The 23,003-nt window shown below is 65.2% G+C and carries 26 protein-coding genes; 6 read left to right on the top strand and 20 right to left on the bottom strand.

From position 1 onward, the window contains the following. On the bottom strand, nt 1–140 hold a 140-nt coding region (locus AC1RR5_RS19555; RefSeq protein WP_492924767.1), incomplete at its 3' end, for a DnaB-like helicase N-terminal domain-containing protein. A gap of 173 nt (nt 141–313) precedes the next feature. Further along, nucleotides 314–748 carry a thermonuclease family protein gene (locus AC1RR5_RS19560; protein ID WP_492924124.1) on the bottom strand — a complete coding sequence of 145 codons (435 nt, stop codon included), beginning with the start codon at nt 746–748 and terminating at the stop codon, nt 314–316. A gap of 432 nt (nt 749–1,180) precedes the next feature. Here AC1RR5_RS19560 and AC1RR5_RS19565 point away from each other — a divergent pair, with 432 nt between their 5' ends. Beyond that, a complete protein-coding gene (locus AC1RR5_RS19565; RefSeq protein WP_492924126.1) occupies nt 1,181–2,077 on the top strand; it encodes a PTS sugar transporter subunit IIA in 897 nt (298 codons plus the stop codon). Nucleotides 2,078–2,679: 602 nt separating this feature from the next. On the opposite strand, the gene AC1RR5_RS19570 is transcribed toward AC1RR5_RS19565, so the two are convergent. Next, nucleotides 2,680–3,192 (bottom strand): TetR-like C-terminal domain-containing protein, encoded by a 513-nt coding sequence (locus AC1RR5_RS19570; RefSeq protein WP_492924128.1) that lies wholly within the window; start codon nt 3,190–3,192, stop codon nt 2,680–2,682. 181 nt (nt 3,193–3,373) lie between these two features. Between AC1RR5_RS19570 and AC1RR5_RS19575 the strand changes: the two genes are divergently transcribed. Next, nucleotides 3,374–4,012, top strand: coding sequence for a hypothetical protein (locus AC1RR5_RS19575; protein WP_492924130.1), 639 nt, complete (start codon nt 3,374–3,376; stop codon nt 4,010–4,012). Nucleotides 4,013–4,134: 122 nt separating this feature from the next. Beyond that, a complete protein-coding gene (locus tag AC1RR5_RS19580; protein WP_492924132.1) occupies nt 4,135–4,500 on the top strand; it encodes a bleomycin resistance protein in 366 nt (121 codons plus the stop codon). A 136-nt stretch (nt 4,501–4,636) separates the two neighbouring features. On the opposite strand, the gene AC1RR5_RS19585 is transcribed toward AC1RR5_RS19580, so the two are convergent. Beyond that, nucleotides 4,637–5,374: an SDR family NAD(P)-dependent oxidoreductase gene (locus AC1RR5_RS19585; protein WP_492924134.1), complete on the bottom strand. Its 738-nt coding sequence runs from the start codon at nt 5,372–5,374 to the stop codon at nt 4,637–4,639. A 105-nt stretch (nt 5,375–5,479) separates the two neighbouring features. On the opposite strand from AC1RR5_RS19585, the gene AC1RR5_RS19590 reads away from it, so the two are divergent. Further along, the gene (locus tag AC1RR5_RS19590) at nt 5,480–6,064 is read left to right on the top strand and encodes a TetR/AcrR family transcriptional regulator (protein WP_492924136.1); all 585 of its coding nucleotides are present in this window, start codon (nt 5,480–5,482) and stop codon (nt 6,062–6,064) included. A 129-nt stretch (nt 6,065–6,193) separates the two neighbouring features. Here the strand turns inward: AC1RR5_RS19590 and AC1RR5_RS19595 are convergent, their stop codons facing one another. The 7 genes from AC1RR5_RS19595 to AC1RR5_RS19625 all read right to left on the bottom strand — a co-directional run bounded on the left by AC1RR5_RS19595 (nt 6,194) and on the right by AC1RR5_RS19625 (nt 14,265). Continuing rightward, on the bottom strand, nt 6,194–6,859 hold the full coding sequence (locus AC1RR5_RS19595; protein ID WP_492924138.1) for a hypothetical protein: 666 nt from the start codon (nt 6,857–6,859) through the stop codon (nt 6,194–6,196). 247 nt (nt 6,860–7,106) lie between these two features. Continuing rightward, a complete protein-coding gene (locus AC1RR5_RS19600) occupies nt 7,107–7,373 on the bottom strand; it encodes a hypothetical protein (protein ID WP_492924140.1) in 267 nt (88 codons plus the stop codon). A 402-nt stretch (nt 7,374–7,775) separates the two neighbouring features. Then, nucleotides 7,776–8,099 carry an antibiotic biosynthesis monooxygenase family protein gene (locus tag AC1RR5_RS19605; RefSeq protein WP_492924142.1) on the bottom strand — a complete coding sequence of 108 codons (324 nt, stop codon included), beginning with the start codon at nt 8,097–8,099 and terminating at the stop codon, nt 7,776–7,778. Further along, entirely contained in the window at nt 8,096–9,343 is a 1,248-nt protein-coding gene (locus tag AC1RR5_RS19610; protein ID WP_492924144.1) for a metal-dependent hydrolase family protein, read from the bottom strand. Before AC1RR5_RS19610 ends, AC1RR5_RS19605 begins: the two co-directional genes overlap by 4 nt. A 47-nt stretch (nt 9,344–9,390) precedes the next feature. Continuing rightward, nucleotides 9,391–10,371: a helix-turn-helix domain-containing protein gene (locus AC1RR5_RS19615; protein ID WP_492924146.1), complete on the bottom strand. Its 981-nt coding sequence runs from the start codon at nt 10,369–10,371 to the stop codon at nt 9,391–9,393. A gap of 164 nt (nt 10,372–10,535) precedes the next feature. Next, nucleotides 10,536–11,900, bottom strand: coding sequence for a spinster family MFS transporter (locus AC1RR5_RS19620; RefSeq protein WP_492924148.1), 1,365 nt, complete (start codon nt 11,898–11,900; stop codon nt 10,536–10,538). A 4-nt stretch (nt 11,901–11,904) separates the two neighbouring features. Further along, complete coding sequence (locus AC1RR5_RS19625) at nt 11,905–14,265, bottom strand: TonB-dependent receptor (RefSeq protein ID WP_492924150.1); 2,361 nt, start codon at nt 14,263–14,265, stop codon at nt 11,905–11,907. 510 nt (nt 14,266–14,775) lie between these two features. Here AC1RR5_RS19625 and AC1RR5_RS19630 point away from each other — a divergent pair. Then, nucleotides 14,776–15,369: an NADPH-dependent FMN reductase gene (locus tag AC1RR5_RS19630; RefSeq protein WP_492924152.1), complete on the top strand. Its 594-nt coding sequence runs from the start codon at nt 14,776–14,778 to the stop codon at nt 15,367–15,369. Between the two features lie 83 nt (nt 15,370–15,452). Next, nucleotides 15,453–16,205 (top strand): SDR family NAD(P)-dependent oxidoreductase, encoded by a 753-nt coding sequence (locus AC1RR5_RS19635; RefSeq protein WP_492924154.1) that lies wholly within the window; start codon nt 15,453–15,455, stop codon nt 16,203–16,205. Between the two features lie 35 nt (nt 16,206–16,240). On the opposite strand, the gene AC1RR5_RS19640 is transcribed toward AC1RR5_RS19635, so the two are convergent. The 9 genes from AC1RR5_RS19640 to AC1RR5_RS19680 all read right to left on the bottom strand — a co-directional run bounded on the left by AC1RR5_RS19640 (nt 16,241) and on the right by AC1RR5_RS19680 (nt 22,839). Further along, nucleotides 16,241–17,521 (bottom strand): carbohydrate porin, encoded by a 1,281-nt coding sequence (locus tag AC1RR5_RS19640; protein ID WP_492924156.1) that lies wholly within the window; start codon nt 17,519–17,521, stop codon nt 16,241–16,243. 24 nt (nt 17,522–17,545) lie between these two features. Continuing rightward, nucleotides 17,546–18,154, bottom strand: a complete 609-nt coding sequence (locus AC1RR5_RS19645) for a VOC family protein (RefSeq protein ID WP_492924158.1) — start codon at nt 18,152–18,154, stop codon at nt 17,546–17,548. Nucleotides 18,155–18,183: 29 nt separating this feature from the next. Next, on the bottom strand, nt 18,184–19,017 hold the full coding sequence (locus tag AC1RR5_RS19650) for an enoyl-CoA hydratase/isomerase family protein (RefSeq protein WP_492924160.1): 834 nt from the start codon (nt 19,015–19,017) through the stop codon (nt 18,184–18,186). After that, entirely contained in the window at nt 19,014–19,637 is a 624-nt protein-coding gene (locus AC1RR5_RS19655) for a cysteine hydrolase family protein (protein ID WP_492924162.1), read from the bottom strand. Before AC1RR5_RS19655 ends, AC1RR5_RS19650 begins: the two co-directional genes overlap by 4 nt. 3 nt (nt 19,638–19,640) lie before the next feature. Continuing rightward, nucleotides 19,641–20,177 (bottom strand): hypothetical protein, encoded by a 537-nt coding sequence (locus AC1RR5_RS19660; RefSeq protein ID WP_492924164.1) that lies wholly within the window; start codon nt 20,175–20,177, stop codon nt 19,641–19,643. 20 nt (nt 20,178–20,197) lie between these two features. Next, nucleotides 20,198–21,187: an alpha/beta fold hydrolase gene (locus AC1RR5_RS19665; protein ID WP_492924166.1), complete on the bottom strand. Its 990-nt coding sequence runs from the start codon at nt 21,185–21,187 to the stop codon at nt 20,198–20,200. 254 nt (nt 21,188–21,441) lie between these two features. After that, nucleotides 21,442–21,876, bottom strand: coding sequence for an OsmC family protein (locus AC1RR5_RS19670; protein ID WP_492924168.1), 435 nt, complete (start codon nt 21,874–21,876; stop codon nt 21,442–21,444). Beyond that, nucleotides 21,873–22,112 carry a tautomerase family protein gene (locus AC1RR5_RS19675; protein WP_492924170.1) on the bottom strand — a complete coding sequence of 80 codons (240 nt, stop codon included), beginning with the start codon at nt 22,110–22,112 and terminating at the stop codon, nt 21,873–21,875. Before AC1RR5_RS19675 ends, AC1RR5_RS19670 begins: the two co-directional genes overlap by 4 nt. A gap of 13 nt (nt 22,113–22,125) precedes the next feature. Beyond that, nucleotides 22,126–22,839: an SDR family NAD(P)-dependent oxidoreductase gene (locus AC1RR5_RS19680; protein ID WP_492924172.1), complete on the bottom strand. Its 714-nt coding sequence runs from the start codon at nt 22,837–22,839 to the stop codon at nt 22,126–22,128. Between the last annotated feature and the right edge of the window lie 164 nt (nt 22,840–23,003).

The following is a 23,003-nucleotide window of genomic DNA, read 5'->3' on the forward strand; positions in this document are numbered from 1 at the left end:
TCGGTCAGCCGCTCGTAGGCGGCGTTGTCGTACAGCAGCACCCCGAGCAGCGCCTGCTCGGCTTCCATGTTGTGCGGCGCCACGTTGATCTTTGGCGTGGGCTCAGGCTCGAAGGCGACAGCACGCGCGGTGGCGTTCATCGACAAACCTCACAGCGGCTCTCAGGGCGGCTGTGGATAAGTCTGTATGGATTCGCCCAGGCGCGTGAATCGATCGTCGCCAACGGGCCGACAAGGGCAGACTCTGGATCCGGCCAGGCGCGCCGCCTCGGAACGCGGCGGCTGGCGCTGGCGACGACCGTTCGGCGCCGCGGTTAGCGCGCGCGCGGACGCGCAGGGGTCGAGGCCTTGTCGCCGGCCAAGCCCCAAAGACCTCGCCCCGCGCGTCGGGCTTGGGCCTCGGCGGCGCCATAGAGGCCCTGGCTGTAGCGCCCGTATTCGGTGGCGAAGCCGGATCGGATGAGGGCGGCGTTGAGGTCCGGACTGTCGCTGGACCAGCATTTGGCCACGGTGCGCCCGTAACGGTCGCGGTCGACCGGCCGGCAGCCGACCCGCCCGCGCGTCAGGCGAAAGAGTTCGTCGCGCGCCTCATAGGCGAAGGGTTCGGCGGGCGTCTGGCCGCGTCGCACCTCCGGGGCGTCGACGCCGAACAGCCGGATGCGATCGGCCCCGCACCTTAGGGTATCGCCGTCATGAACGGTCGGCGCGGTGCAGGCGATAATCGCGGAAGAGACGGCGGCGAGCAGCATGGGCCCTCCCCTAGTCCGGTTCGCGCGGCGTCAGAAGGGTGGTCTTTGGTCGTCGCCGTCAACCTTGATCAGGGCTTGAAGCGCCGGCGAGACGATCAGGCCGGTTCGGTCTCCGCCAGCACGCGGCGTCGCCAACGGCTCGAGGAAAATGTCGCCGCCGCTACGATGACCCTGTCCGACGTAGAGATCGCTGCGCTGCAACCGCTCGCTGGTGAGGTTGGAGGCGTACGGGTTTGATAACACCGCCGCTGCGGCAGCAGGGGTGCGCCATCAACGGACTTTGGTCGCCCTCCAGGAAATGGACATTCAGCAGCTAGTTTGGAGTGACCGGCTTCGAACTAGTCGGGCTTCGGATGCGGTAGCCCTATCTTTGGCGGCCAGTTAAATTTCGGCGTCTAGGCTTGTGCTCAGACCTCGGCGGGAGCTGTACTAGTGAAGACGGATGTCCAGAAGTCCGAAAAGGAAACAGCGTTGATCGGGCTGGTCGTCGTCACTCACGGTCGTCTTGCGGAAGAAATTCTAAAAAGTACGGCGATGGTCGTTGGACCTATCGCGAATTGCCAAACGATCTGCTTCGAGCTTGATGACGATGTGATGCTTATCAAGGATCGGCTCCGCTCCGCAGTACAATCGGTCGATCGAGGCGCCGGCGTTGTCCTGCTAACGGATATGTTCGGCGGAACCCCTTCCAATCTGTGCATCTCGATGATGGAGATTTATGGGGCGGAGGTCATCTCTGGCGTCAATATTCCCATGATGATCAAGTTCGCGAGTGTGCAAAAGAGGAGCGACCTCGCAACGTGCGTGATGGAACTGCAAGAGGCTGGCCGAAAATACATCAGCGTCGCTTCGTATGCCAACACTCACCTCGAACCACCTCCGCCCCCTGCTCCAGACATTCAAGGATCTCTCAAGCAAGTCGCAGACGACCTAGCCGACCTGCGCGAAATCGTCGAGCACCTGATGGCGGTCAGTGCTTCAGGCCCGGGCATCGGGCACAATTCAGCGTACGGGTTCGAAGCTGTTCCCTATCCGGAAATGGAAGAGGCGAGGCTAGCGCTCACGATCTTGGAAATCGAGATCGGCAAAAGCAGGCCGCGAGAAGACATTGTCGCGCTCTGTATGAAAATCCTGGAACGTCTTTTCGCCGCCTTGCAAAAGTTCTGCCGCTGGCTCAGCGGTAAGCTAGACAAGGGGCTAGACTTAGCCATAGAGAGCGCGGCTAAAATCATAGGGCCAGCTCTATTCATTGGCTTGACGGCCAAGGCATTGAAACTCGAAAAGTCCCTGCCTAGCTTAATTTCGTTACTTGCAGAGCTAGTTAAGTAAGCCGGGCCGCGCATGGCGGCAGGTGGTGCCTTCGAATTCGCAAGGCCGCCGAGGTATCCATGCGGTTCTTAAAAGATGTCTTTCACGCAAACAGTTCGCGACGGTTGATATTCACTTGGCGTCGTGGCGACGCGGCATAGACCAAAAAAGTCAAGTTGAAGGACCGAATACGCGGCAACAATCACTTATGAATTGTTGCGCCGACTGCGCCGACTGCGCCGACTTTCGAACACAAGAGCTCGTGCAAAAGATAGTCAAGGGGAGGCCCGCCGCGCCGCGCAAGCTTAGGTTTGAGTGGCTGCCTACTGAATCGCGCCATAACCGGACTTTGGCATCGCTCTAGTAACACGACCTTGAGATCGGCCTGCGGCGTTGACGCTTTTCCGCAATCGGCAGGCAGCAGTTTGCTCCAAGAGACCTGGTCGGGTGGCCGCTGGCCTTGCCTTAAGTCTGACCTGAGCCGGCGTCGCCCCCACACACCCACCGATCGTCACACCGTCTCGTGGGAGATCATGACCGAGGGTCACGAGATGCCCGGCCGTTGCCGGTTCGAGGTGACGCGCTAGCCCGAACCTTCCGCCGCGGCGTGGCGAGCGATCCGTTCAGGCCAGCGGGTTGCTCCCAAGCATCGAAAGCGTCGCAGCCGCCAGCGCCCGATGGGTGTCGATCAGGGTCTCAGGTGAGCCGGTGAGACCCGCGTCGAGCCAGACACGAATCTGCCCCATCAGGCCGCCCGCCAGGAACGCCGCCGCCTGTCGACGAACCTCCGGCCGGACTTGCGGATAGGCGGCCGTCAGATTGGTGTTGGCGATGATACGAAGGCGGTCCTCGCCGGCCGCCAGCATGGGTGCGAGTGTCCTGGATCGCGCGATCGCCAGGGCGAACTCGTGCTGTCCCGCGACGTGAAGGACTAGAGGCTCGACCGGAAGACAATCGTTTCGCCCACCTTCGCGATTGCGCCGCTCGCACAGCGAGATCATGTCGCTGAAGGCCCTGCAGACCAGGTCGTCCTTGTTCTGGAAGTGCGCATAGAAGGTCGAGCGACCGATGCGCGCCGTGCGAATGAGATCGCCAAGTCGGATGCGGTCGAAGTTCTCCACCGTGCCGAGCGTCATCAAGGCGTGCGACAGGCGCCCCCGCGTCCGCGCCGCACGGTGATCGATCGGTTTCAGCTCAACCCTATTTCCGGACATTCCGGCCCCATTGTCCCGATCCCGTCACCACGCGGCGGGCCACCGCTGGTTTTCCGCGCGATCCGTGCCAACGACAAGCCTTCAGCCGAACCTGGAGCGCGAGATGTCGAACACCACCAAAGCCGGAGCCATGACCCTGATCATCGGCTGGCTGGCCTATATCGGCCTGATGGCGGTTCATCCGTCACATACGGGCGGCCCCAGCCTGGGCCATATCGATCTCAACGACGCCGTGCACTGGACCGGCCTGATCATCGCGCCCCTCCTCGCCTACGGCTATTTCGAGACGTCGCGTCATCTCGACCTCTCGCGCCCCCTGCCGGTGCTGGCGCTTTGCGTCATGACGTTCAGCCTGATGGCCGGCATGGGCGCTGGCGTCATGAGCGGCCTGGTTCAACCCCAGATCTCTCAGGCCGCTATCGATGGCGAGATGTCGCCTGGCCTTCTCCGAGCGCTGCGCCACCAGACCTACTGGATCAATCAGGGCTTCGCCGCCATCCACTATGCTTTGGGCGCGATCGGTGTCGGGCTCTACGGTCTGGCTTGGGCGGGACGGTCCGGAGGGCGCCGCGTCGCCATTGGCGGCTTGGCCGTATCGGGGCTGTTTCTTGCCTGGCTGGCTACGGGAACCTGGAGCCCGGACTTGCACGGCGCCTTGTTCGCGACGCTGGCAATCGGCGCCTGGTCGATCGTCTCGGCGTTCGCAATGCGCCGAGAGGTCAACAATAGAGATCCGGCGTAACGTCCCGCGGGCGCCGCGCCAGCGCTCTCTTCCGCGCTCGATCCGTTTCAGACACTCGTGGCGCCCCATGGACGCCGACCGCCAATATTGCCAAAGCCGCTCGTATTCGTGGAGCTTCACCTATGCCCGACACCGCAACCCCTAACCTCCCGTCGCGCGACTTCGACGTGACCTCACGGTTCTATGGCGGGTTTGGTTTTGTCGAGACTTGGCGCGACGCAGGATGGATGATCCTCAAGCGAGGTGATTTGATCCTGGAGTTCTTCCTGTTTCCAGACTTCGATCCTGCAGGCAGCGCCTTCGGATCTTGCCTCAGGATGCAAGACATAGCGCCGCTTTTCGAAGCCATTCTCGCGGCGGGTGTGCCCGAGAGGTCCGAGGGCCGGCCATCTGCTCATCGCCCTAAGCTGGAGAGTTGGGGCGGACTTGTTGGTGCGATGGTGGATCCAGACGGCAGCCTGATCAGGCTTGTTCAAGCGCCCAACTGAGCCTCGACCTTTCCCCCGCCCTGTCGGTCCAATGGTCTGGAGTAAGGCCCGGGTCGCGCCATTTGCTGACGTTGGCTCGCCACCAAGACGCCGACCTTGGGGCGAGCCTGAGTTTGCGCGTACGCCAACTTTCCTTCTACGCCGTCCAGCCGCCGTCGATGGTCAGGCTGGCGCCGGTCATGTAGCCCGCGCCCGGACCGGCCAGCCAGGCGACCAGGTCGGCGATCTCGTCGGCCTTGCCAATGCGGCCCAGGGGCAGCTTTGGGGTGATGTAGTCCATCAGGTCAGCGGTCATGTCGGTCTCGATGGGACCAGGCTGGACATTGTTGACCGTGATAGCGCGCGGCGCGAAGTCCAGCGACGCGCCCCGCACCAGTTGGGCTACGGCGGCCTTGGTCATGGCGTAGACGCTGGACCCGGGCGAGCCGATCCGTTCGGCGGTGTTGCTGCCGATGGTGACGATGCGGCCGCCGTCCAGCAGGTGCGGCGCGGCGTAGTGGATGGCCGTGAACACGCCCCGCACGTTGACCGCCAACATGCGGTCGAAGTCCTCCACCGCGAACTGGTCGATGGTCCCGGCCATCAGCACGCCGGCATTGACGACCAGCACGCCCAGCTTGCCGAGGCGCGCGACGGCCGTCTCGACAGCGGCGCGCACGGCCTGGGCGTCGGCGCTGTCGGCCTGGATCGGCAGGGCGGTCCCGCCGTCGGCCTCGATTGCGGCGGCTAGCGCGGCGGCCTTGCCGGGCGAGCTGACATAGGTGAAGGCGACGGGACGTCCCTCGGCGGCGAGCCGGCGGACGATGGCGGCGCCCATGCCGCGCGAGCCGCCGAACACAAGCGCGGGCGCGGGGGAGGAGAAGGTATTGGACATCGGAATTCCTATTTCTGACTGATCAGTCCAGAACCCATGAACCATTCCAGATCGATTGGTCAAGAACATTCTGGACTCACCGGTCCAGAATGGTACGATGCTGCCATGGCCAGACCTTCCGAGTTCGACCGAGACGAGGCGATCGACAGCGCCATCAAGGTGTTTGCGCGCCATGGCTATGAGGCCGCCTCAACCAGCGACCTCCTGGAAGGCATGGGCATTGCCCGCCAGAGCCTCTACGGCGCGTTCGGCGACAAGCGCCGGCTGTTCCTGGAAGCCCTGCGCCGCTACGCCGCCAACTCGCTGACCCAGATGCGCGAGGCGTTGGCCGGGGGGACCGCGGCCCAGGGGATCGAGGCGGCGCTGTTGGTGGGGCTGGGTTCGAGCGCCGACGTCGAGACCGGCTGCCTGGGCGTCGGCTCCATCGTCGAGTTCAGCCGCTCGGATACAGATATCAACGCCCAGAACGACGCGGCCGGCCTGGCGGTGATCGCCGCCTTCGCCGAGCGCGTACGCGATGGCGTGGCGGCGGGAGAGTTCGAGCCGGGGCTGGACGCCGAAACCGCCGCCAAGATGCTCCTAACCCTGCGCTCTGGACTGAAGGTCTCTGCGCGCGGCGGCGCAAGCCGAAGCGAGTTGAAGAAGATCGCCAGCATGGGATTACGGGCTCTTGTGCGCCGTCGAGCCTGAACCGTTTGGACGATCAACCCCAGAGGCGGTCGATAGCGGCTTCCAAAGCGACCTTGCGCCAGTTTCTGACATTGGTACACCTTCGAAAACCGGACATTCAGCGTGCCAAGCCCAGGTGCGAGATCGACCCTAGTCGACCCTTGAAGGGGGTGGTTCGATCTGCGGTGGCCAGTCCAATTTCGGCCTTTTAGCGTTTTGGATCGTGCGCCCCTGCCGGGTCCTGATCGCTAGCCCGCCAGTGGCGGCTATGGTGAGCAGCGTGAATACTCCGGGCATATAGAATAGCGGAGTCATCCAGAACCGGAGACCGATTTGCATCTGGATGAACGCCTGTGCTGGCGCGAATAGGAAGACAATGAAGATCATTGTGAAAATTTCGGCGTCTTTACTCGTCATGCCCATCTGAACATCGGACGGAAGCCAATGATGGATGCGCCAGACTGTCGGGTTAGATGAGTCGCTGTGGAAGAGTGTCATGCTGGCTTCTTGCATAAAGTCGCCGTACGCCCTGGCGACATGCCCCTCGCGATTGACGCTACGAATGATCGAAACAAGCACGATGGAGACGAAAAGCAGGAGGAGCGACACGAGCAGCAACCGGCCGGGACGGTCAGCAGCGGTCAGCTTCTCGAAGATACTGATGATGAAGCCGATGGTGCCGAGCAGAACGACAAAGAAGCGGTCGAAATATTTCATCTGCGTCTCTGACAGATGCCGGTAGTGACTCCAGGCTTGGTCGTTCTCTCGGATCAACTGTTCGCGGTGTTGATCGTTTAGATCGGGCTTGGCTACCATTGGAAGCTCGCGAGTGAGTGTCTAGCCGGCTTGGTAAAGCCTACCGGGTTTGCGCCTCGCAGCAACTGGTGAGCGGCTGCCTCGCCCCCCCGCCGATCTCTAGGTCCAGGTACTGACCAGCTAGCGCCAATTGCTGACATTGGCGGACCTCCAGAGACTGGACGTTCAACGCGAGGAGAGTAAACGACATCGGCAACCCAGCGTCATCAGCTCACACCTGTCTGCAGCCTCCGAACAAGGTCCAAGCCTAACTCACCTCGTTGTCACCGGATTCGCTAGCCGGTGCCTGGGCGGTTCTGCGCCGGAGGAGTTCTCGCGTGAGAGCGTGCATCATCTCGGCCAACGCCATCAGCCGATCGTCTTCGGTCTGGCTCGAGTAAGGCGAGACGAGGCTGCCGTGCATGACCTTGTTGCGCAGCTTCACCCAGGCCTTACGCTGGCGGGACGTGACTACGCCCGCGTTTTCGAGCGCGCGGATCTTGTCCACGGCGGAGGTGCGGCCCAGATGGGCCACGACCTGCCGCCCTTGTCGGCGGACGCCTAGGAGAACCGAGCCAAAGCCGGCAGCATCAGCACACTCCGTCTGGCGTCCTAGCCCATCATACGGCGCTGTGCTGGTCCCGCCATCTTGGGCGTCCGCGCGTCCGGCCGCCAAAGCGCGCGCCGGACGCGCCGCCCTTGGCGCAGACCTCTTTCTGCGCCATGGCGTTGCCGGTCCTCCCCATCGCTTGTGACCAAAGCGCTGGACCGGCGTAGTATGGCAGCCACCAAACGCCCTGCGTCCGGCGGCGCCAAACGAGAAAGCCTGGCGGGGATAGGAGCCAAGATCGCTCGATCGAGGCGCGATGTTGGCCTGAGCCCGCGACCTCTACAAGCGCATGCTGGCTGCGTCGCAGGCAACGGGCCACGCGTTTGATCAGGCAGGCCCACTTGTTTGCGCTAGGACGAACAGCCTACCGGGACGAGGGCCCACGAGGGTCGCGGCTAACCTTTTCAGCGGCTCGGGCGGAGCGCCTTCTATAGAGACGGTCTGCCACTGCTCGTAGGCCTCCATCGTCGCCCAAGACCCGATAACCATGTAGTGGCTCGGGTCCTCCAGACTGTGGATCAGATCGGCGCTGTAAAATCCGTCGATCGCCGCGGGACGCGTCAGCATCTGGGCGTCGGCGAAAGCTTGCTCGAAGGCCGCTTCTTGGCCGGGGACTACACGAAACTCGATGACGCTGCGCAGGGTCTTCACGCCATCACCTCGTCCTTGACAATTTGGCCGCCGCGCATGATCAGGACCACGCGCTCGCCCTGCCCGGTCAACACGGAGATGTCGGCGAGCGGATCGCCATCGACCACCAGGAGATCGGCCAAGGCGCCAACCTTAAGCACGCCCAGTTCTCCAGCCCGGTTCATCATTTCGGCGTTGACGAGCGTCGCCGAGCGAATGATCTCGATGTTGCTCAGCACCCTAGCCCGGAGAAGAAACTCCTTGGATTGAGCCTTGTGGGTTTCGCCCAGGAGGTCGGTGCCGAACCCCATCTTCACGCCATTGCGGCGCGCGATATCCAGCGCCGCTTCCCCCGCGTGGAGAACATCGCCCAGCTTCTTAAGCGACACCTCTGGAAACCTCATCGCTCGTCCGACCTCGGCGATCTGATCGTAGGTGACCAAGGTCGGCACGAGATAGGCGCCCGCTTCGGCGATGGCGCGGGCCGCCTCATCGTCGATCAGGTTGCCGTGCTCGATCGAGCGAACCCCGACCTTCACGGCTTGTATGATAGCCTCGGGGATGTAGGCGTGGGCCAGGACATAGGTCCTGCGGGCCTTAGCCTCGTGAACGGCTGCGGCCATTTCCTCGTGGGTGTACTGAGTAGAGTCGATGGGATCGGACGGCGTGGCCACGCCGCCGCCAGCCATGATCTTAATCTGATGCGCCCCGGTTTTGAGCTCCTCGCGCACGGCGCGGCGCACTGCGTCGGGACCGTCGGCAATATGGGCGAAGCTCGTGCTGCGGATTGAGCAGGCGCACAGCTGGGGATGATCGCTGGCCGCGGTGCTGTCGCCATGACCGCCAGTCTGGCTGATCACGCGGCCTGATCGGAAGACCCGCGGACCATTGACCAGCCCCCGCTCCAGGGCGTTGGAGATACCCGCATCCAAGCCGCCAGCGTCGCGCACTGTAGTGAACCCACGCTTGAGCATGCCCTCAAGCACGAACTTGGTCTCGATGGCGATCCAGGATGTCTGGCGCCGTCCCATGGCGGCCATGTCCATGGTGGTGATGGCGGCATGGACGTGGGCGTCGATAAGCCCTGGCATGAGGGTCCTGCCCGCCACATCGAGAACCCGCACGTCCGGACCGCCGCGCAGATCGGCGCCGTCCAGGGCGATCTCAACGATCCGGTCGCCTTCGACGCGGAGTGAGGCGCCGTCACGCAGTTCGCCAGCTTCGACGTCGAGCAGACGCGCGTTACGGATGATCATGTCGACCATTGTCCGTCCTATCTGATTAGAATGAGCTTGGAGGCCGCGCGGTCGCTTCAGCGATCGCCGCGCGCCGACGGTGGGAATCCGAAGTAGTCTGAATACGCACGACTGAACGCCGACGGAGAGCCATAGCCGACAGCCTGAGCAATCTCGCCGATGCACAAGGCGCTGTCGTCAAGCAGCCGGCGCGCCCAGTCCATGCGATGGCGCTTGGAATATTCGTGCGGCGTGCAGTCGAACATCAGCCGAAAGCCGGCTGTCAGCTTGTTCCTGTTGAGGCCTATACGCGCGGCCAGGACGTCCACCGAAGGCGGATCGCGCAGCTCGCGCAAGTAGACGTGAGCCGCCGCCTCGACGAGCATCTGTTCGCGCGAGGACAGCGCGCTCTCCTCCACCGGACGGTTGGGCTTGTTCATACGCCCGAGGGATGCCGCCAATTCGCAGACCATTTCGGTCATCTTGCTTCGCAGGTAGGTGTCGCGAAGCTTGCCGGCATATTGGTTGGAGAACACCTCATCGAGCCCCATCCAAAGGCGAGGGGCCAGCGGCAAGGCCAATGAGTACGGCGCCGAAGCTTCCCCCTTAAAGAACGCCGCGAGCGGTTCGGGCAAGCTGTCGACCGACAGGCCAAACTTATCGACCAGGAGCTCGGGCGCGATCCAGGCGCCGATATACTTTACATCAAGCCCAGCTCGATAGTGCCGCACCTGGCGGGTCTCAGCGGGAAAGGTCGTCAAACAGACCCGCGCGCCTGTGTGAAGATAGCGACCATGCCCACGAAAACTCTGGCGCACATGGCCCATCTGGACGAACTGCAGGCCGATGGAGTTGCGCACGACGGTGCGGTCGGAGCTTTCCTGCTGCGAACTCCAGGTATTGATCGAGCAGAACAATCCCTCCTCGACCGGGACAAACTCGATTTTACCCTTGAAGCTGTCGTTGGCGTCGCCACGATGAAGATCGCGCAGAATTTCATCGCCCGATTGCACCTTGGCGAGCTGAACGAGTTCGTGCTGGTCGATCCATGTTTTCATGGGCCGCTCCCGGATAGGGCAACGCCCTAGCCTATCATCATCACCGTTCGAGAAAACTGACGAACAGGCCGACGCTTGTCGAACAGAGTGCAATGGGGACCGCCTTAGCTGTTGCTGCGGCTGTCGTGGGACGAGCGTTGGTGACGGCGAAAGAGCCGGTTGGGTCATGAGCCGACCTCAAGGCGTTCGAGATCCTCGGGCAAGCGCCGCGCGGCGAGCGCGAAGTGAAGGCTGGCCCAGATGAAGAGTGAGAGCGTCAGCAGGATCGCTTCGCGAAGGCCGAGCGCGCTGGCCCGCGCGCAGCGAAGCGTAAGATCAGGGTCAATAGCTGCGCGACATGCGCTGAAGTCTCCCGCTCCGAAAGCACGTGATGCTAGGAGATCACTCAGGGCTCCGACACAGAGCGGACCCAGGCCTAGTCCGATCAAATTGACGACCAGCGAGAGGAGCGCCAGCGCCGTGGCGCGGGAGGCTGGCGGTGAGAGGTTTTGCAGTACCGCATAGCTTGGCCCAAGATACAGGTAATGCAGGATAGCTCCCGGCACCAACAGAGTTGCCGCCAGGCGCGCCTCACCCGCCAGATAGGCGGATGCGTAGAGCGGAGCGGCCACGAACAGGCCCACCGCGGGCCAACCCAGACGCCACCGCGCATCATGTTTGCCCGCCCAATCGGCGATCAAGCCGCCAAGCAAAGTCCCTACTGTCGCCGATAACCCCCCGACCAGCCCAAGCAGTAGGCCGGTCTCTCCGATCGACAGCGAAAACTGCCGCATGAAGTAAGCGCCGTTGAAGCCGCTGACCCCATAGCCAGCGAATGCGGCAAGCGTCGATCCAGCGATCATATGAACGATGGAAGGCTTTGCGATGATTGCGCGGGCGACTTCCAACCAGCTCTGGCTTTCGGGCGCGGCGTCTCGAAGATCAAGGCCGCCACGCACTGGTTCCTTAAGCGTGGTGTGCGCAAGGATGGCCAGGAGCAGTCCCGGCGCGGCGGCCGCGAAAAAGGCGACGCGCCAGCCGTGGTGCTGAGCGATCAGCCCCGCCCCTACTCCGCCGATCACCGCACCTAAGGGCAGGCCAAGCGAGTAGATCGCCAGGGCCGTGGCCCGTCGCTCGGGCGGGAAATAATCCGAGAGCAGTGCGTGAGCCGGCGGCGCGCCGCCGGCTTCTCCCACGCCGACTCCGACCCGCGCGGCGAATAGCTGAAGATAGCTCTGCGCCAAACCGCACAGCGCCGTCATCAGCGACCAGACGGCCACCGCTGCGACGATGATCGATTTGCGACGGCCACGGTCGGCCAGACGCGCGATCGGCACCCCTAACAGGCTATAGAACAGCGCGAAACTCGTGCCACCCAACATGCCGAGCTGCCAATCCGCAAGCCCTAACTCGGTTTTGATAGGCTGCTGCAGAACCGAGACGATACTGCGGTCGATGTAGTTCGACATGTAGATGAGCAAGAGCAGGAAGAGCGCCCAGGCGCGCGCGGCGCCCGGGCTCGCATCCTTGCCAGAACGGACGGCGGACAAGGCGTCAGCCCCCGAATTTGGCGCGGAGCGTCACGCCGTAGAAGCGCGGCTCGATAAAGAAGCCTTCGACCGAGCCGGCTTGGGCGGTGCCCGTGTAGAGGCCGCTCCAGGCATGCTTGTCCAAGAGGTTGCGGGCCCAAAGCTCCACGCCCCAGCGATCATCCGCCGGGCCCAGGCCAAGCCTCATGTTGGCCAAGGCGTAGCCCTTTTGGAAATAGATCGGCGTGGTCGTGGCCGAGAAGCTCAGATTGGTGTTCGAACGCCAATTGGCGTCGAGATAGACGAAGGCTCGCAGGTCCGAACCCGGCAGTTCGCGCTCGTAGTTGATCGACCCCTGCGCGGTCCAACGCGGCGCGTAAGGCGCGACGTTGCCTTGCAACTGCGTCAGCCCCGTCGGGAAGCCTTCCTCGCCATAGGCGGTCTCATTGTAGCTGACAGCGCCGCTGAGCGTGAGGTTGCGCGTGGGTCGGAAACTGCCGTCCAGCTCCGCGCCCTTGCTGACGAGTTCAGGCAGGTTCGCGGTCACCCGAACCGTCTGCAGCGGCAAGACCCGCAGATAGTTGAACTGATAGTCGGTGATCTTGGTGTAGTAGACCGCCGCATTGCCGCGGACTACGCCGTCGAAGAAGACGCCCTTTAGACCAGCTTCGTAAGAGTCGGCGAACTCGGGCGCGAACGACAGCTGGTTGGCGGCGGGACCGCTGTTGAGCAGGCCGGATCGGTCAAACTGGTAACCGCCGCCCTTGTAGCCCCTGGAGTAGGAGAGATAACCATTCAGGCGCTCGGCGAACTTGTAGCCGAGAGAGGCCGTGCCCGACCATTCGTTCTCGCTGCGATCGCCCGTCCAGACGCCGGCGAAGCGTGGATCCTGCGCGGTGGCGCAGATGATCGACTGCAGGCTGGCCGGAATGCCGGCTAGCGTGGGTCCGTATTTGGCGAGCGCGACCGCACAGCCATCGCCCGTGCTCTTTAGATTGGCCTCGAGCGCCTTGGTTTCCGTCGTCCAGCGGACACCGCCGGTAAGGGTGAGACGATCGGTGACCTTGTAGCTGTTGTGCGTGAAGACCGCGAAGCTGTGAGACTTCTGGTGGAAGACATCGGTCTCGCCGGAATTGGGCTGGTAGTTGGAGCCCAGCGGCAGGCCGGTGAACATGGTCAGGTAGTTCACGCCGCCGAGCAGGCCGACGATATACCTGTCATAGTTCGGCGCGGTCTTCACCGTGTCACGGGACTCGATCTTCTCGTGGCTGTAGAAAGCGCCGACCAAGTAGTCGAGCTTTCCAGCGATCCCTTGGTAACGGGCCTCTTGAGTGAACGTCTCGTAGCGCTCGCCGTCGTCGATGTCGCGCAGCAGGTCAGCCGGGCTGCCTTCGACGTCGAAGCTGCGATTTGGGGTGGCGACACGATAGGCGGTGATGCTGGTCAGGGTTCCGGGACCAATCTTCCACGTCGCCTCGTTGGAAATCCCCATCTCCTCATAGCGATCGACGCGCGGACTGAGATTATCGATCTGCGGCGCGTCGCTCTTAGGCTCGTATTCCGCCACCGGCGTTGGGCCGTAGAGTCCGATCAGCGCGCCGGTCGGCCCCACGACCCGATAGGTCGGCGGATTGGCGGTGGATTCGTCGCGCTTGGTGTAGTCGGCGATAAGGCGGAACTTCAGATCCTCGCTCGGGATCCAGAGGAGTTGGCCTCGAATGCCTTCTCGCTGACGGTCGGCGTAGGTTTGGCTGTTGTAGCGGGATTTCAGCCAACCATCGCGGCGCGAGTAAAGGACGTCGAGGCGCCCGGCGAGCGAGTCGCCGGCGATCGGGCCGGTCACCGACGCGGCATATTCCTGGAGACTGTAGTTGCCGAACATCGCCGAAGCTTCGCCGCCAGGGACGAAAGCTGGCGCCTTTGTCAGGATGTTGACGACGCCAGCCGTGGTGTTCTTGCCAAAAAGGGTCCCCTGGGGACCGCGCAGCAATTCGATGCGATCGATACCCTGCAGGTCGCCGAGCGAGACGTTAGAACGGCTGCGGAAGACGCCATCGATGCTGACGCCTGTCGCCGATTCCAGGCCAGGGTTGGAGCCCGACGTGCCCACGCCGCGGACGCGGATGACAGCGCCCTGGCTGTCGCCCTGGGTGGTGGTGACGTTGAGGCTGGGTGAGATCGACTGCAACCGCTTGACGTCCGCCAGGCCCGCCCGCTGAAGCGCCTTGGCGTCATAGGTCGACACCGCGACGGGCACATCGAGCACATTGGTCGTGCGGCGGGTGGCGGTAACCACAACCTCGTCGACCTGCGACACCTCCTGGGCCGGAGCCGTCTGGGCCAGGGCCAGGGTCGGCAGCAGCGCCAGGGCACTGACGGTCGCCAAAGCGAATTTTCGAGACTGATTTTCCATGCGTTTCCCCTCTTTTGCGATCACGCATGGGCGATTGATCGAGAAGGGAAAAGCGGTCCGATACGGAGGATGCGTCGGCGTGCGAGGATGTCATAACATCGTGCGAAAAGATCACGTCGACGACCAGTACCCAATGGCATAGGGCGAGCGGCGCCTTACAATTGTGCGGGGTCCGACGGCCGCGTTGCTCCAAACTCTCGCCGGTATGACGTTCGACTTCGGCGTGGTAGCGCCAAAAGCGGACGTTAGCGTGTCTCCAGGTTCCGGGCGTTCAGAGGCCGGTGCGGACGATTACCATCGCCTCTTCATCGACTGGTGCTAGCCACACGCACACTCAAACGCCAAAAATCTCGGCCGCATCGATGCGTCGAGACCAAGGTATCGTCGATACCTTTGTCCAATTTCACCGGGCGGCGACCTGCCCGACGCTCCATCCGAAGAGCGCGTAGGCGAAGGGCCGCGTGCGTCCTTGGGAGAAGAGCCATGACGTCCATCTCATCGCGCCCGCCGCTGAAGGTCGCCGTTCTCGTCGGCAGCCTTCGCAAGGCGTCCTACAGCGGCAAGGTCGCGCGCGCCCTGATCGCGCTTGCGCCCAGCACGCTCGATTGTCGGATTGTCGAGATCGGCGACCTGCCACTCTATAGCGAGGACCTGGACGCCACGCCCCCGCCGGCCTGGGCCAGGTTCCGGAGCGAGATCGCCGAGTCCGACGCGGTCCTGATCGTGACCCCGGAATACAATCGCTCGGTCCCGGGAGCGTTGAAGAATGCGATCGATGTCGGCTCGCGGCCTGACTATCCCAGCCCCTGGGACGGCTTGCCCGCCGCCGTCGTCAGCGCCTCGCCCTACAAGCTGGACGGGTTCGGCGCCAATCATCACATCCGCCAGAGCCTGGTCTTCCTGAACATGCCGGTGATGCAGCAGCCCGAGGCCTACATTCCCGAGGTCGCCAGCCTGTTCGACGGCGACGGCCGGGTGACCGCGGCGCCCGCGCGCGACTTCCTGCTGCGCGTGATCGGCGCGTTTGCGCGCTGGGCGGAATTGGTCGGCGGTGAACGCGATCAAGGCGCGAAATGATCGCGGCGCGGCCGTTGCGTCTTCGATAGTTGGCCATGCCGGCGTCTTCGCGGGGCCGAGCCAAGGTGGCGAAGGAAAGCCCAATGGGATTGCTTGACGGCAAGGTCGCCCTGATCACCGGCACGGCTGGCGGCCAAGGACGGGTCGCCTGTTTCGCGTTCGCCCGGGAGGGCGCGAAGGTCGTCGGCTGCGACCTGCGCCCGCAGGACAACGAGGAAACCGTGCGCGGCGTCCGCGCGGCCGGCGGGGAGATGTCGGGCTTCGCCCCGGTGGACCTCACTGATCCTGGCCAGGCGGAAGCCTTCGTCAGGGCGGCGGCCGACCGCTACGGCGGGATCGATATCGTCTACAACAACGCTGGCGGTCCGCGGTTCGCGCCCGTGGCCGACATGTCCATCGAGGACTGGCGGGCGACCATCGCCGTGGAGCTCGATACCGCCTTCCACGTCACGAAGTTCGCGTGGCCGCATCTTGTCGCGCGCGGCGGCGGCGTCATCATCAATGTCGCTTCGATGGCGGCGATGATTGGGGCCCCTCAGCCGCCGATGGCCGCTCACGTCGCCGCCAAGGCCGGCGTGGCGGGCCTGACCCGGCAACTGGCCGTGGAGGGCGGTCCGCTGGGCATTCGCGCGGTCACCATCAGTCCTGGGCCGATCGTCACCCGCGAGGGCGATCTCGACGATGCGACCCGCGAAGCAATCGCCCAGCGCACCCTTCTCAAACGCTGGGGTCGTCCTGAGGAAGTGGTCGAGGTGGCTCTCTTCCTCGCCTCCGATCGAGCCTCCTACGTCACAGGCGCCAATATCCCGATCGAGGGCGGGGTCACCGCCTGGTAGGTCGAGCTCCGTACGGGGAGCGGACCTCGGCCGCCTCAGAAGTTCGCGGTCGTCTTCAGGCCGAGGACGACGACGTCCCTCCTCGTCGAAACCCCGCCGGGATCGCGAATGTATTGGATGTTGGGACGCAAGGTGATCACCGGCGTCGCCCTCCAGCCATAGAACAGCTCGATCGGATATTCGACGCGCGGGATCGCGGTGCTCGCGCCTCGGCGCAGGTTTTCCCGCGCCACGCGCAGGCGTGACGCCGGATTGATGCTCAGCCGCCCCACGGCCAGGCCTAGGGTGTCGCGCGGCCGCGAGGCCAGGGGTCCGGTCCAGAAGAAGCCGCCCTCCCAGACGCGCCCGACATAGGAGACGTCCCGATCGGAGCGGACGAGGTTGGCGAAGACGATGAAGTCGCGACGCGGGTCGGTCGCGTCCCGCCACAGGGCCTGCTGGGCCATCAGGTAGGCGCCGCTGGCATGGTTCAGCCTCCGCGGCGCCCCGCCGTCCAGACCGCTCGGGCCGCCGGCCTGATTGCGGTGAAGGTCCTCGAATGCGCCGGTGTTGCGCCAGACGCCGATGCGATAGACGCCGGCAAGCGCCTTCGGGCGCGGCGTCCAGGTCAGCTCGGCCACCGCATGGGCGCCAGTCGTGCCGCTGGGATTGCCGAGCTCCAGGCCCTGGTCGTTTCGCGTGAAGCTGGGATTGACCTGGTAGACGGCGGTCTCCAGCCGCAGCGTGTCACCTAGGCGGGTGTTGGCCGACACCGCCCACTGGCTGGCGGGCCAGGTGAACCAGTTGGGCATGATGTAGCCTGGCACGGCGCCGCAGAACGTCAGGTTCTGGAACTCGCAGGAGAACGGGAAGATGTCGCCGCTCATCGGCAGGCGCCCGAGTTTGACGATCATGCGGTCGTCCCAGAGCGTCTGCTGGTAGTAGAGCTCCACCAATCGTGTGGTGCGCCCGTATCCGACGATTTCCTGGGGGCTCAGAAGCGTCTCCAGGCCCGCCTTGGCGTTGAGGTCGACGCCGTTGCGGTCGGTGAGCGTGACATGCAGGCTGGCGCTGGCGACGCCGGCCATGCGCTCCAGGTCGAAATCCGCGCCGGCCATGATCTGGTCGGCATAGGACGCGGTGTGGCGCTCCCCGCCCCGGCTATTGGCCGCGAACTCGTTGACATAAGTCAGCCGCACGTCGACGCCGCGATCATGAAGCCTGGCGCGCGCGTCGCCCCAGTCGCCCAGGACGTAGGCCGACGGGTCGAACGTTTGGGCTCTGGCGGCGGCGGGCGCGCAAGCCAGCGCGGCCAGGATCCATGCGTGGCGTTTCATGATGTGCTCGGCCGCGTCGGGTCTTCAGCCGCCCGCCTGCTCGGCGGCCATGTAGGCCGCGTACCAGTCGGGCCAGTCGGCGTCCGGGCCGCCGTTGGCCTTCTCGTGCTCCCCGTGAGCGTCGGCCGCGCGTCGCAGCGCGGCGGCCAGGTCGGCGACCGAGCCGAAGCTGGTCACGCCGAAATCGATGCGCCCGGGGAAGCGGGCGGTGATCTCCTGCAGCACCCAGCCGTTGCCGTCCGGATCGCTGAAGGCGACGAAGGAGGCGTAGGTGCGCCGCTCCGGATCGGGTCCGCGAGCGCGCACGGCGGGATCGAAGCGGTTGTAGCCTCCGCCGGCGTCATGGAAGACCTCGCTGGCGTCCACGCCCTTGGCGACCAGCTCGGCCCGCGCCGCCTCGATGTCCGGAACGATCAGGTGGAGGAACTGCGCCGTGCCAGGCGCGGACGGCGTCAGGCCCGTTCCGATCAGGATCGAAGCCGGCGAGCCCGGCGGCGTGAACTGCAGGATCCGGCCGCCGCCGGGCGTGGCGATGTCGGCGTCCACGCGCCAGCCCAGGCCCCGATAGAAGGTGTCGGCCCGGTCGACGTCCGCCACCGGGATCACGACCACCTCGAGCTTGAAGTCAGACATCAGAGCCTCCTTGGGCTTGCACGATCGGGTCAGGCTTGGTCGGGCCGCAGGCTGGGCAGGTATCGGCCGAAGTTCAGTTCGAAGTCGCCGCGCTGGCCGTAGTCGAGTCCGGCCAGCCGGGCGCGCCGCGCCTGGGCGGCCGGTCGCCCGAGGGCCTCGAAGAACATCCGGTTGCTGGTCTCGAGTTCCTCGCCGGTCGGTACGCCGACCCGGTTCACCTGGGCTTTCAGGTCGCCGAGGGTCTGGCGGTCGAACGAGGCCAAGCGAGCGGCCAGGGCGTCGACGAAGCCGTCGAGCGCCTCGTCATTGACGGCGCGGTTGATCCAGCCGTAGCGCTCGGCCTGATCGGCGTCGAAATCCTCGCCGCCCAGCACGATCTCCAGGGCGCGCGAGCGGCCCACCAGACGCGGCAGCCATTCCAGCGCTCCACCGCCCGGCGGCAGGCCAACGCCCACCTCCGGATTGCCGAAGACCGCCTTCTGCCGACTGGCGAAGCGCAGGTCGCAAGCCAGAACGAACTCGTTGCCCACGCCGCGCGTGCGGCCACGGATCTTGGCGATGCTGACGATCGGCGAGCGGGCCAAGCGGACGACGACGTCGATCCAGGGCGAATGGCCGCTGGGTCCCGGCCCGGGCGGCAGGTCCGCCGCCTTGGCCGTGTCGAAGTGAGCGATGAAGAAGTCCGGGTCCTCGGATTGGAAGATCACGACCTTGGCGCCGGCGTCGGCGTCGATCTCCGTGACCAGATCCTGCAGCGCGACGATGCCGGCGGGCGCCAGCATGTTGATCGGCGGATTGTCGAGGGTGACCCGCCACACGCCGGGCTCGGACCGGTCGACGATCAGGTGGCGGGCCCCGGTCATCGCGCGATCTCCCGCAGCTGACCCACCAGCGCCTCGGTCGTGACGATGGCGCGGGTATAGGTCGGCCCATTGATCTCGTGGGCCGAGTGCATCGCCTCGGGGGTGAAGGCCGAGGTCGCGTCCTTGACCAGGGTGACCTCGTAGCCCAGCTCCATGGCGAAGCGTCCGGTGGCCTCGATGCAGGTGTTGGCGATCAACCCGATCAGGATCACGCTCTGGATCCCGGCCTGCTTGAGCCGCAGGTCCAGGTCGGTGTTGGCGAAGCCGCTCGATCCCCAGTGCTCCTTGGCGACGATGTCGCCCTCTTGCGGCTGGAAGTCGTCATGGAACGTCCCGCCCCAGGAGCCTTTGGCGAAGATCTGGCGCTGGGCCCCGGCCCGCTGGTAGGGCGTGGCATGGCGCCAGTGCTCGTAGTCGCCAGGCTCCCACCGGTGGTGGGGCACGAAGACGATCTGCAGGCCGGCGGCCCGGGCCTCTGCGACCACCGTGCGCAGGTGATCGAGCAGGTTCACCTCCTCGGCGATCGCTTTCAGACGCGGCCAGGTCTTGCCGCCCTCGCTGAGGAAGTCGTTGTAGGGGTCGACCAGCAGGACGGCCGTCGTCTTGGCATCGAAGGTCATGGCTCAGGCCCTCAAGGCGCGGGCCAGCGCGTAGCGCTCGATGCTGGCGGCGAAGAGCGGGGTTTCGCCGGCGTTGTGGGCCAGGCTGAACGGCTGGCGCTGGGCGCGGAAAACGTCGAACGGGATGCCCTGCCGGTCCAGATAGGCGCTGAAGTCCTCCGTGGGCCAGGTCCTCACGTGGTTGGTGAACTCGCTGCGCTGGTCGTCGATGCGCGTGACGGTCAGCTCCCACATCACCACCATGGTCGTGCGGCCGGCGGGGGTGAACAGGTCGGAGACGGACTCCAGCACCAGATGGTGCGGCTCGGCGAGCTTTTCGACGTAGTGCTGGACCATCGGCGTGCCGCCGATCACCTCGACATTGATCGACATGCGCGTGCCGTCCGGCGCCGTGGTCGCGCCGGCCGCGACGTGGGCGGGCGAGCAGCCCTGATACTCCCTGTCGGGCAGGCTGAAGCACCAAGCCGGGATGTCGATGGCTTCGAGCGGCGCGTTGATCACGGCCGTGAAACTGGAGTCGACGATGATGTTGTCTTCCATGGGGAGGCTCCTTTCAGGGTTCAGCCGCGGGCCAGATCGATGATCGCCTGGGCGAAGGCCCGGGGCGCTTCCTGCGGCAGGTTGTGGCCGACCCCGCCGTCGATCAGACGGTGGGCGTAGCGGCCGGTGAACTTGGCGGCGTAGGCCGTGGGGGGCGGATGGGGCGCGCCGTTGGCGTCGCCTTCCAGGGTGATGGTCGGCACCCCGATCACGGGGGCGGCGGCCAGGCGCTGTTCCAGGGCGTCGAAGCGCCCCTCCCCTTGGGCCAGGCCCAGGCGCCAACGGTAGTTGTGGATGACGATGGCGACGTGATCGGGATTGTCGAAGGCGGCCGCCGAGCGCGCGAAGGTCGCCTCGTCGAAGGCCCATTTGGGCGAGGCCAGCCGCCAGATCAGCCTGGCGAACTCGGCGCGGTGCTGCTCATAGCCGGCGCGGCCGCGCTCGGTCGCGAAGTAGAACTGGTACCACCACTGCAGCTCCGCCTCCGGCGCCAGCGGCTTGGCGCCCGCCGCCTGGCCGCCGATCAGGTAGCCGCTGACCGAGACCAGGCCCCGGCAGCGCTCGGGCCAGAGGGCGGCGATGATGTCGGCGCTGCGCGCGCCCCAGTCGAAGCCGGCCAGGACAGCGCTGCGCACGCCCAGGGCGTCCATCATCGCGCTGGTGTCGGAGGCCACCGCGCTCGGCTGGCCATTGCGCATCGTGTCCGCCGACAGGAAACGCGTGGACCCGAACCCGCGCAGATAGGGCGCCAGGACCCGCAGGCCGGCGGCGGCCAGGATCGGCCCGACCTCGGCGAAGGCGTTGACGTCATAGGGCCAACCGTGGAGCAGGACGGCCACGGGACCCGCGGATGGGCCCCATTCGACGTAGCCGATCTCCAGGTCGCCCGCCGTGACGCGCCGCAGCGGCGGCAAGGCTGGCGCGGCGGCCTTGGCGGGCTCCGAGGCGACGGCCGTCATCGCCGCGGCGCTCAGCAAGGCGCGCCGCGTGGGCTTGATCGAAGGCGACATGGCATGGGGTCCTTGCGGTAGGGAGGCCGCCGGACGGGATGTCCCGCCGACGCGCTTTGCGGCGAGCCAGCCGCCCTAGTCGGGGCTGTCGGACGCGCGCGCCATCCAGGCGGGACAGGACGTCGATCTAAAGCTTCCTAGAGACATCGACGCGACCTCTTTGAGTTCTTGTTCTATGAAATTGAATATCAAAGCGTCTAATAGTTCCATTGCACCATGGTATTGACCGCTCCGGAACGACCGATGCTTCGACATTAAATATCGAGATGCACCAGGCGCGCCTCCAAGGCGATCTCGGCCTTGATGAGCCTTGACACTGGGCAGGTCTGTTCGGCCTCCCTCGCCAGCGCCAGGAACGCCGCCTCGTCCAAGCCCGGCACGTCCCCACGCAGCGTCAGGGCCGACCGGGTGATCGCGAAGCCGGCGGCGTCCTGCTCCAGAAAGACGGCCGCCTCGGTCGACAAGGCTCGCGGCACGTGGCCGGCCGCCTGCAGGCGAAACGCCAGGGCCATCGTGAAGCAGCCCGCGTGGGCGGCGGCGATCAGTTCCTCGGGATTGGTCCCGGGGTTGTCCTCGAACCGCGTGCGGTACGAATAGGGACTGTGCATCAGCACTCCGGAGGCTGTCGTCAGGTCGCCCTCGCCGTCCCGCCCGGAACCGCGCCACGCGGCGTTGGCCTTGCGGATCATGACTGGTCTCCCGACGCGCGCCGGGCGCGGTAATCGAGGGCCGGAAGCCCTCCCCATCCCCAATTCTCCAACTCGACCTCGTGGATGGTGACGAAGGTGGACTCCAGCGGCTTGCCCAGTACCTCCAGCAACAGGTCGCTGACGCCCCGGATCAGGCGGGCCTTCTCCTCGGCGGTGGGCGCGGGACGATCGGGGGCGGTTCCCTCGCGGGTCACCAGGATGTTGACGATCGGCATGTAGGCGCCTCGCTCACCAGCGGCCGGCGGACTGGCCGCCGTCGACATGAAGGATCTCGCCGGTCACGAACGCCGCGTTCTCGAGATAGAGGACGCCCTGGACCACGTCGCCGATCTCGCCCATGCGGCCCACCGGGTGCAGGCCGGCCAGCGCATCGTGCGTTTCCGGCGGATGCATGGGCGTGCGGATCACGCCGAGCGACACGGCGTTCACGCGCACGCCGCGGTCGGCGTATTCGATCGCGAGCGAGCGCGTGGCCGCGTTCAGACCGCCCTTGGTCAGCGAGGCCAGGACCGCCGGCACGCCGCTGATCGGCTGGTCGACCAGGCTGGAGGAGATTTGGACGACATGCCCGCCGCCCTGGGCGGCCATGTGGCGGATCGCGGCCTGGGTGGTGTGGAAGAAGCTGGCCAGGTTGACGCCGATGTTGACGGCCCAGTCCTGCGCCGTGAACTCGGTGAACGGCTTGGCGGTGAAGACGCCGGCGTTGTTGACCAGGGTGTCGACGCGGCCGAACCGCTCCATCGCCTGGGCGATCACACGCGCAGCCACGTCCGGGTCGGAGATGTCGCCGGCGACGGCCCAGACACCGGGATCGCGCGACGGCTTGATCGAACGGGAATTGGCGACGACGCTGTATCCGGCCTGGCGATAGACCTCGACCAGACTGGCGCCGATGCCTTGGGACGCGCCCGTGATGACGGCGACTTTCGGCGAATGGTTCATGGCGGACCTCATCTTCCTGTTTCGAAGAATGAGCGCCGCATCACCGCGATCCGACAATCCATACGATGGTGTCGCCGATACCAAGGTCCAATATCAACTTGGCCAAAGCCGGATTTTCATTCCCCTCCAGGACGCCAGGTCATGGCGATGCATGAAGACGGCAG

The sequence above is a fragment of the Caulobacter sp. GW821-FHT11E11 genome (assembly GCF_058808315.1).

Bases quoted from the DNA above. Each gene is read 5' to 3' on its own strand.
- AC1RR5_RS19670 (WP_492924168.1), bottom strand. From the start codon at position 21,876: ATGATCCGCAAGGCCAACGCCGCGTGGCGCGGTTCCGGGCGGGACGGC.
- AC1RR5_RS19570 (WP_492924128.1), bottom strand. From the start codon at position 3,192: ATGACGCTCGGCACGGTGGAGAACTTCGACCGCATCCGACTTGGCGAT.
- AC1RR5_RS19560 (WP_492924124.1), bottom strand. From the start codon at position 748: ATGCTGCTCGCCGCCGTCTCTTCCGCGATTATCGCCTGCACCGCGCCG.
- AC1RR5_RS19635 (WP_492924154.1), top strand. From the start codon at position 15,453: ATGGGATTGCTTGACGGCAAGGTCGCCCTGATCACCGGCACGGCTGGC.
- AC1RR5_RS19645 (WP_492924158.1), bottom strand. From the start codon at position 18,154: ATGTCTGACTTCAAGCTCGAGGTGGTCGTGATCCCGGTGGCGGACGTC.
- AC1RR5_RS19615 (WP_492924146.1), bottom strand. From the start codon at position 10,371: ATGAAAACATGGATCGACCAGCACGAACTCGTTCAGCTCGCCAAGGTG.
- AC1RR5_RS19590 (WP_492924136.1), top strand. From the start codon at position 5,480: ATGGCCAGACCTTCCGAGTTCGACCGAGACGAGGCGATCGACAGCGCC.
- AC1RR5_RS19610 (WP_492924144.1), bottom strand. From the start codon at position 9,343: ATGGTCGACATGATCATCCGTAACGCGCGTCTGCTCGACGTCGAAGCT.
- AC1RR5_RS19675 (WP_492924170.1), bottom strand. From the start codon at position 22,112: ATGCCGATCGTCAACATCCTGGTGACCCGCGAGGGAACCGCCCCCGAT.
- AC1RR5_RS19665 (WP_492924166.1), bottom strand. From the start codon at position 21,187: ATGTCGCCTTCGATCAAGCCCACGCGGCGCGCCTTGCTGAGCGCCGCG.
- AC1RR5_RS19655 (WP_492924162.1), bottom strand. From the start codon at position 19,637: ATGACCTTCGATGCCAAGACGACGGCCGTCCTGCTGGTCGACCCCTAC.
- AC1RR5_RS19580 (WP_492924132.1), top strand. From the start codon at position 4,135: ATGCCCGACACCGCAACCCCTAACCTCCCGTCGCGCGACTTCGACGTG.
- AC1RR5_RS19640 (WP_492924156.1), bottom strand. From the start codon at position 17,521: ATGAAACGCCACGCATGGATCCTGGCCGCGCTGGCTTGCGCGCCCGCC.
- AC1RR5_RS19660 (WP_492924164.1), bottom strand. From the start codon at position 20,177: ATGGAAGACAACATCATCGTCGACTCCAGTTTCACGGCCGTGATCAAC.
- AC1RR5_RS19585 (WP_492924134.1), bottom strand. From the start codon at position 5,374: ATGTCCAATACCTTCTCCTCCCCCGCGCCCGCGCTTGTGTTCGGCGGC.
- AC1RR5_RS19595 (WP_492924138.1), bottom strand. From the start codon at position 6,859: ATGGTAGCCAAGCCCGATCTAAACGATCAACACCGCGAACAGTTGATC.
- AC1RR5_RS19650 (WP_492924160.1), bottom strand. From the start codon at position 19,017: ATGACCGGGGCCCGCCACCTGATCGTCGACCGGTCCGAGCCCGGCGTG.
- AC1RR5_RS19680 (WP_492924172.1), bottom strand. From the start codon at position 22,839: ATGAACCATTCGCCGAAAGTCGCCGTCATCACGGGCGCGTCCCAAGGC.
- AC1RR5_RS19630 (WP_492924152.1), top strand. From the start codon at position 14,776: ATGACGTCCATCTCATCGCGCCCGCCGCTGAAGGTCGCCGTTCTCGTC.
- AC1RR5_RS19575 (WP_492924130.1), top strand. From the start codon at position 3,374: ATGTCGAACACCACCAAAGCCGGAGCCATGACCCTGATCATCGGCTGG.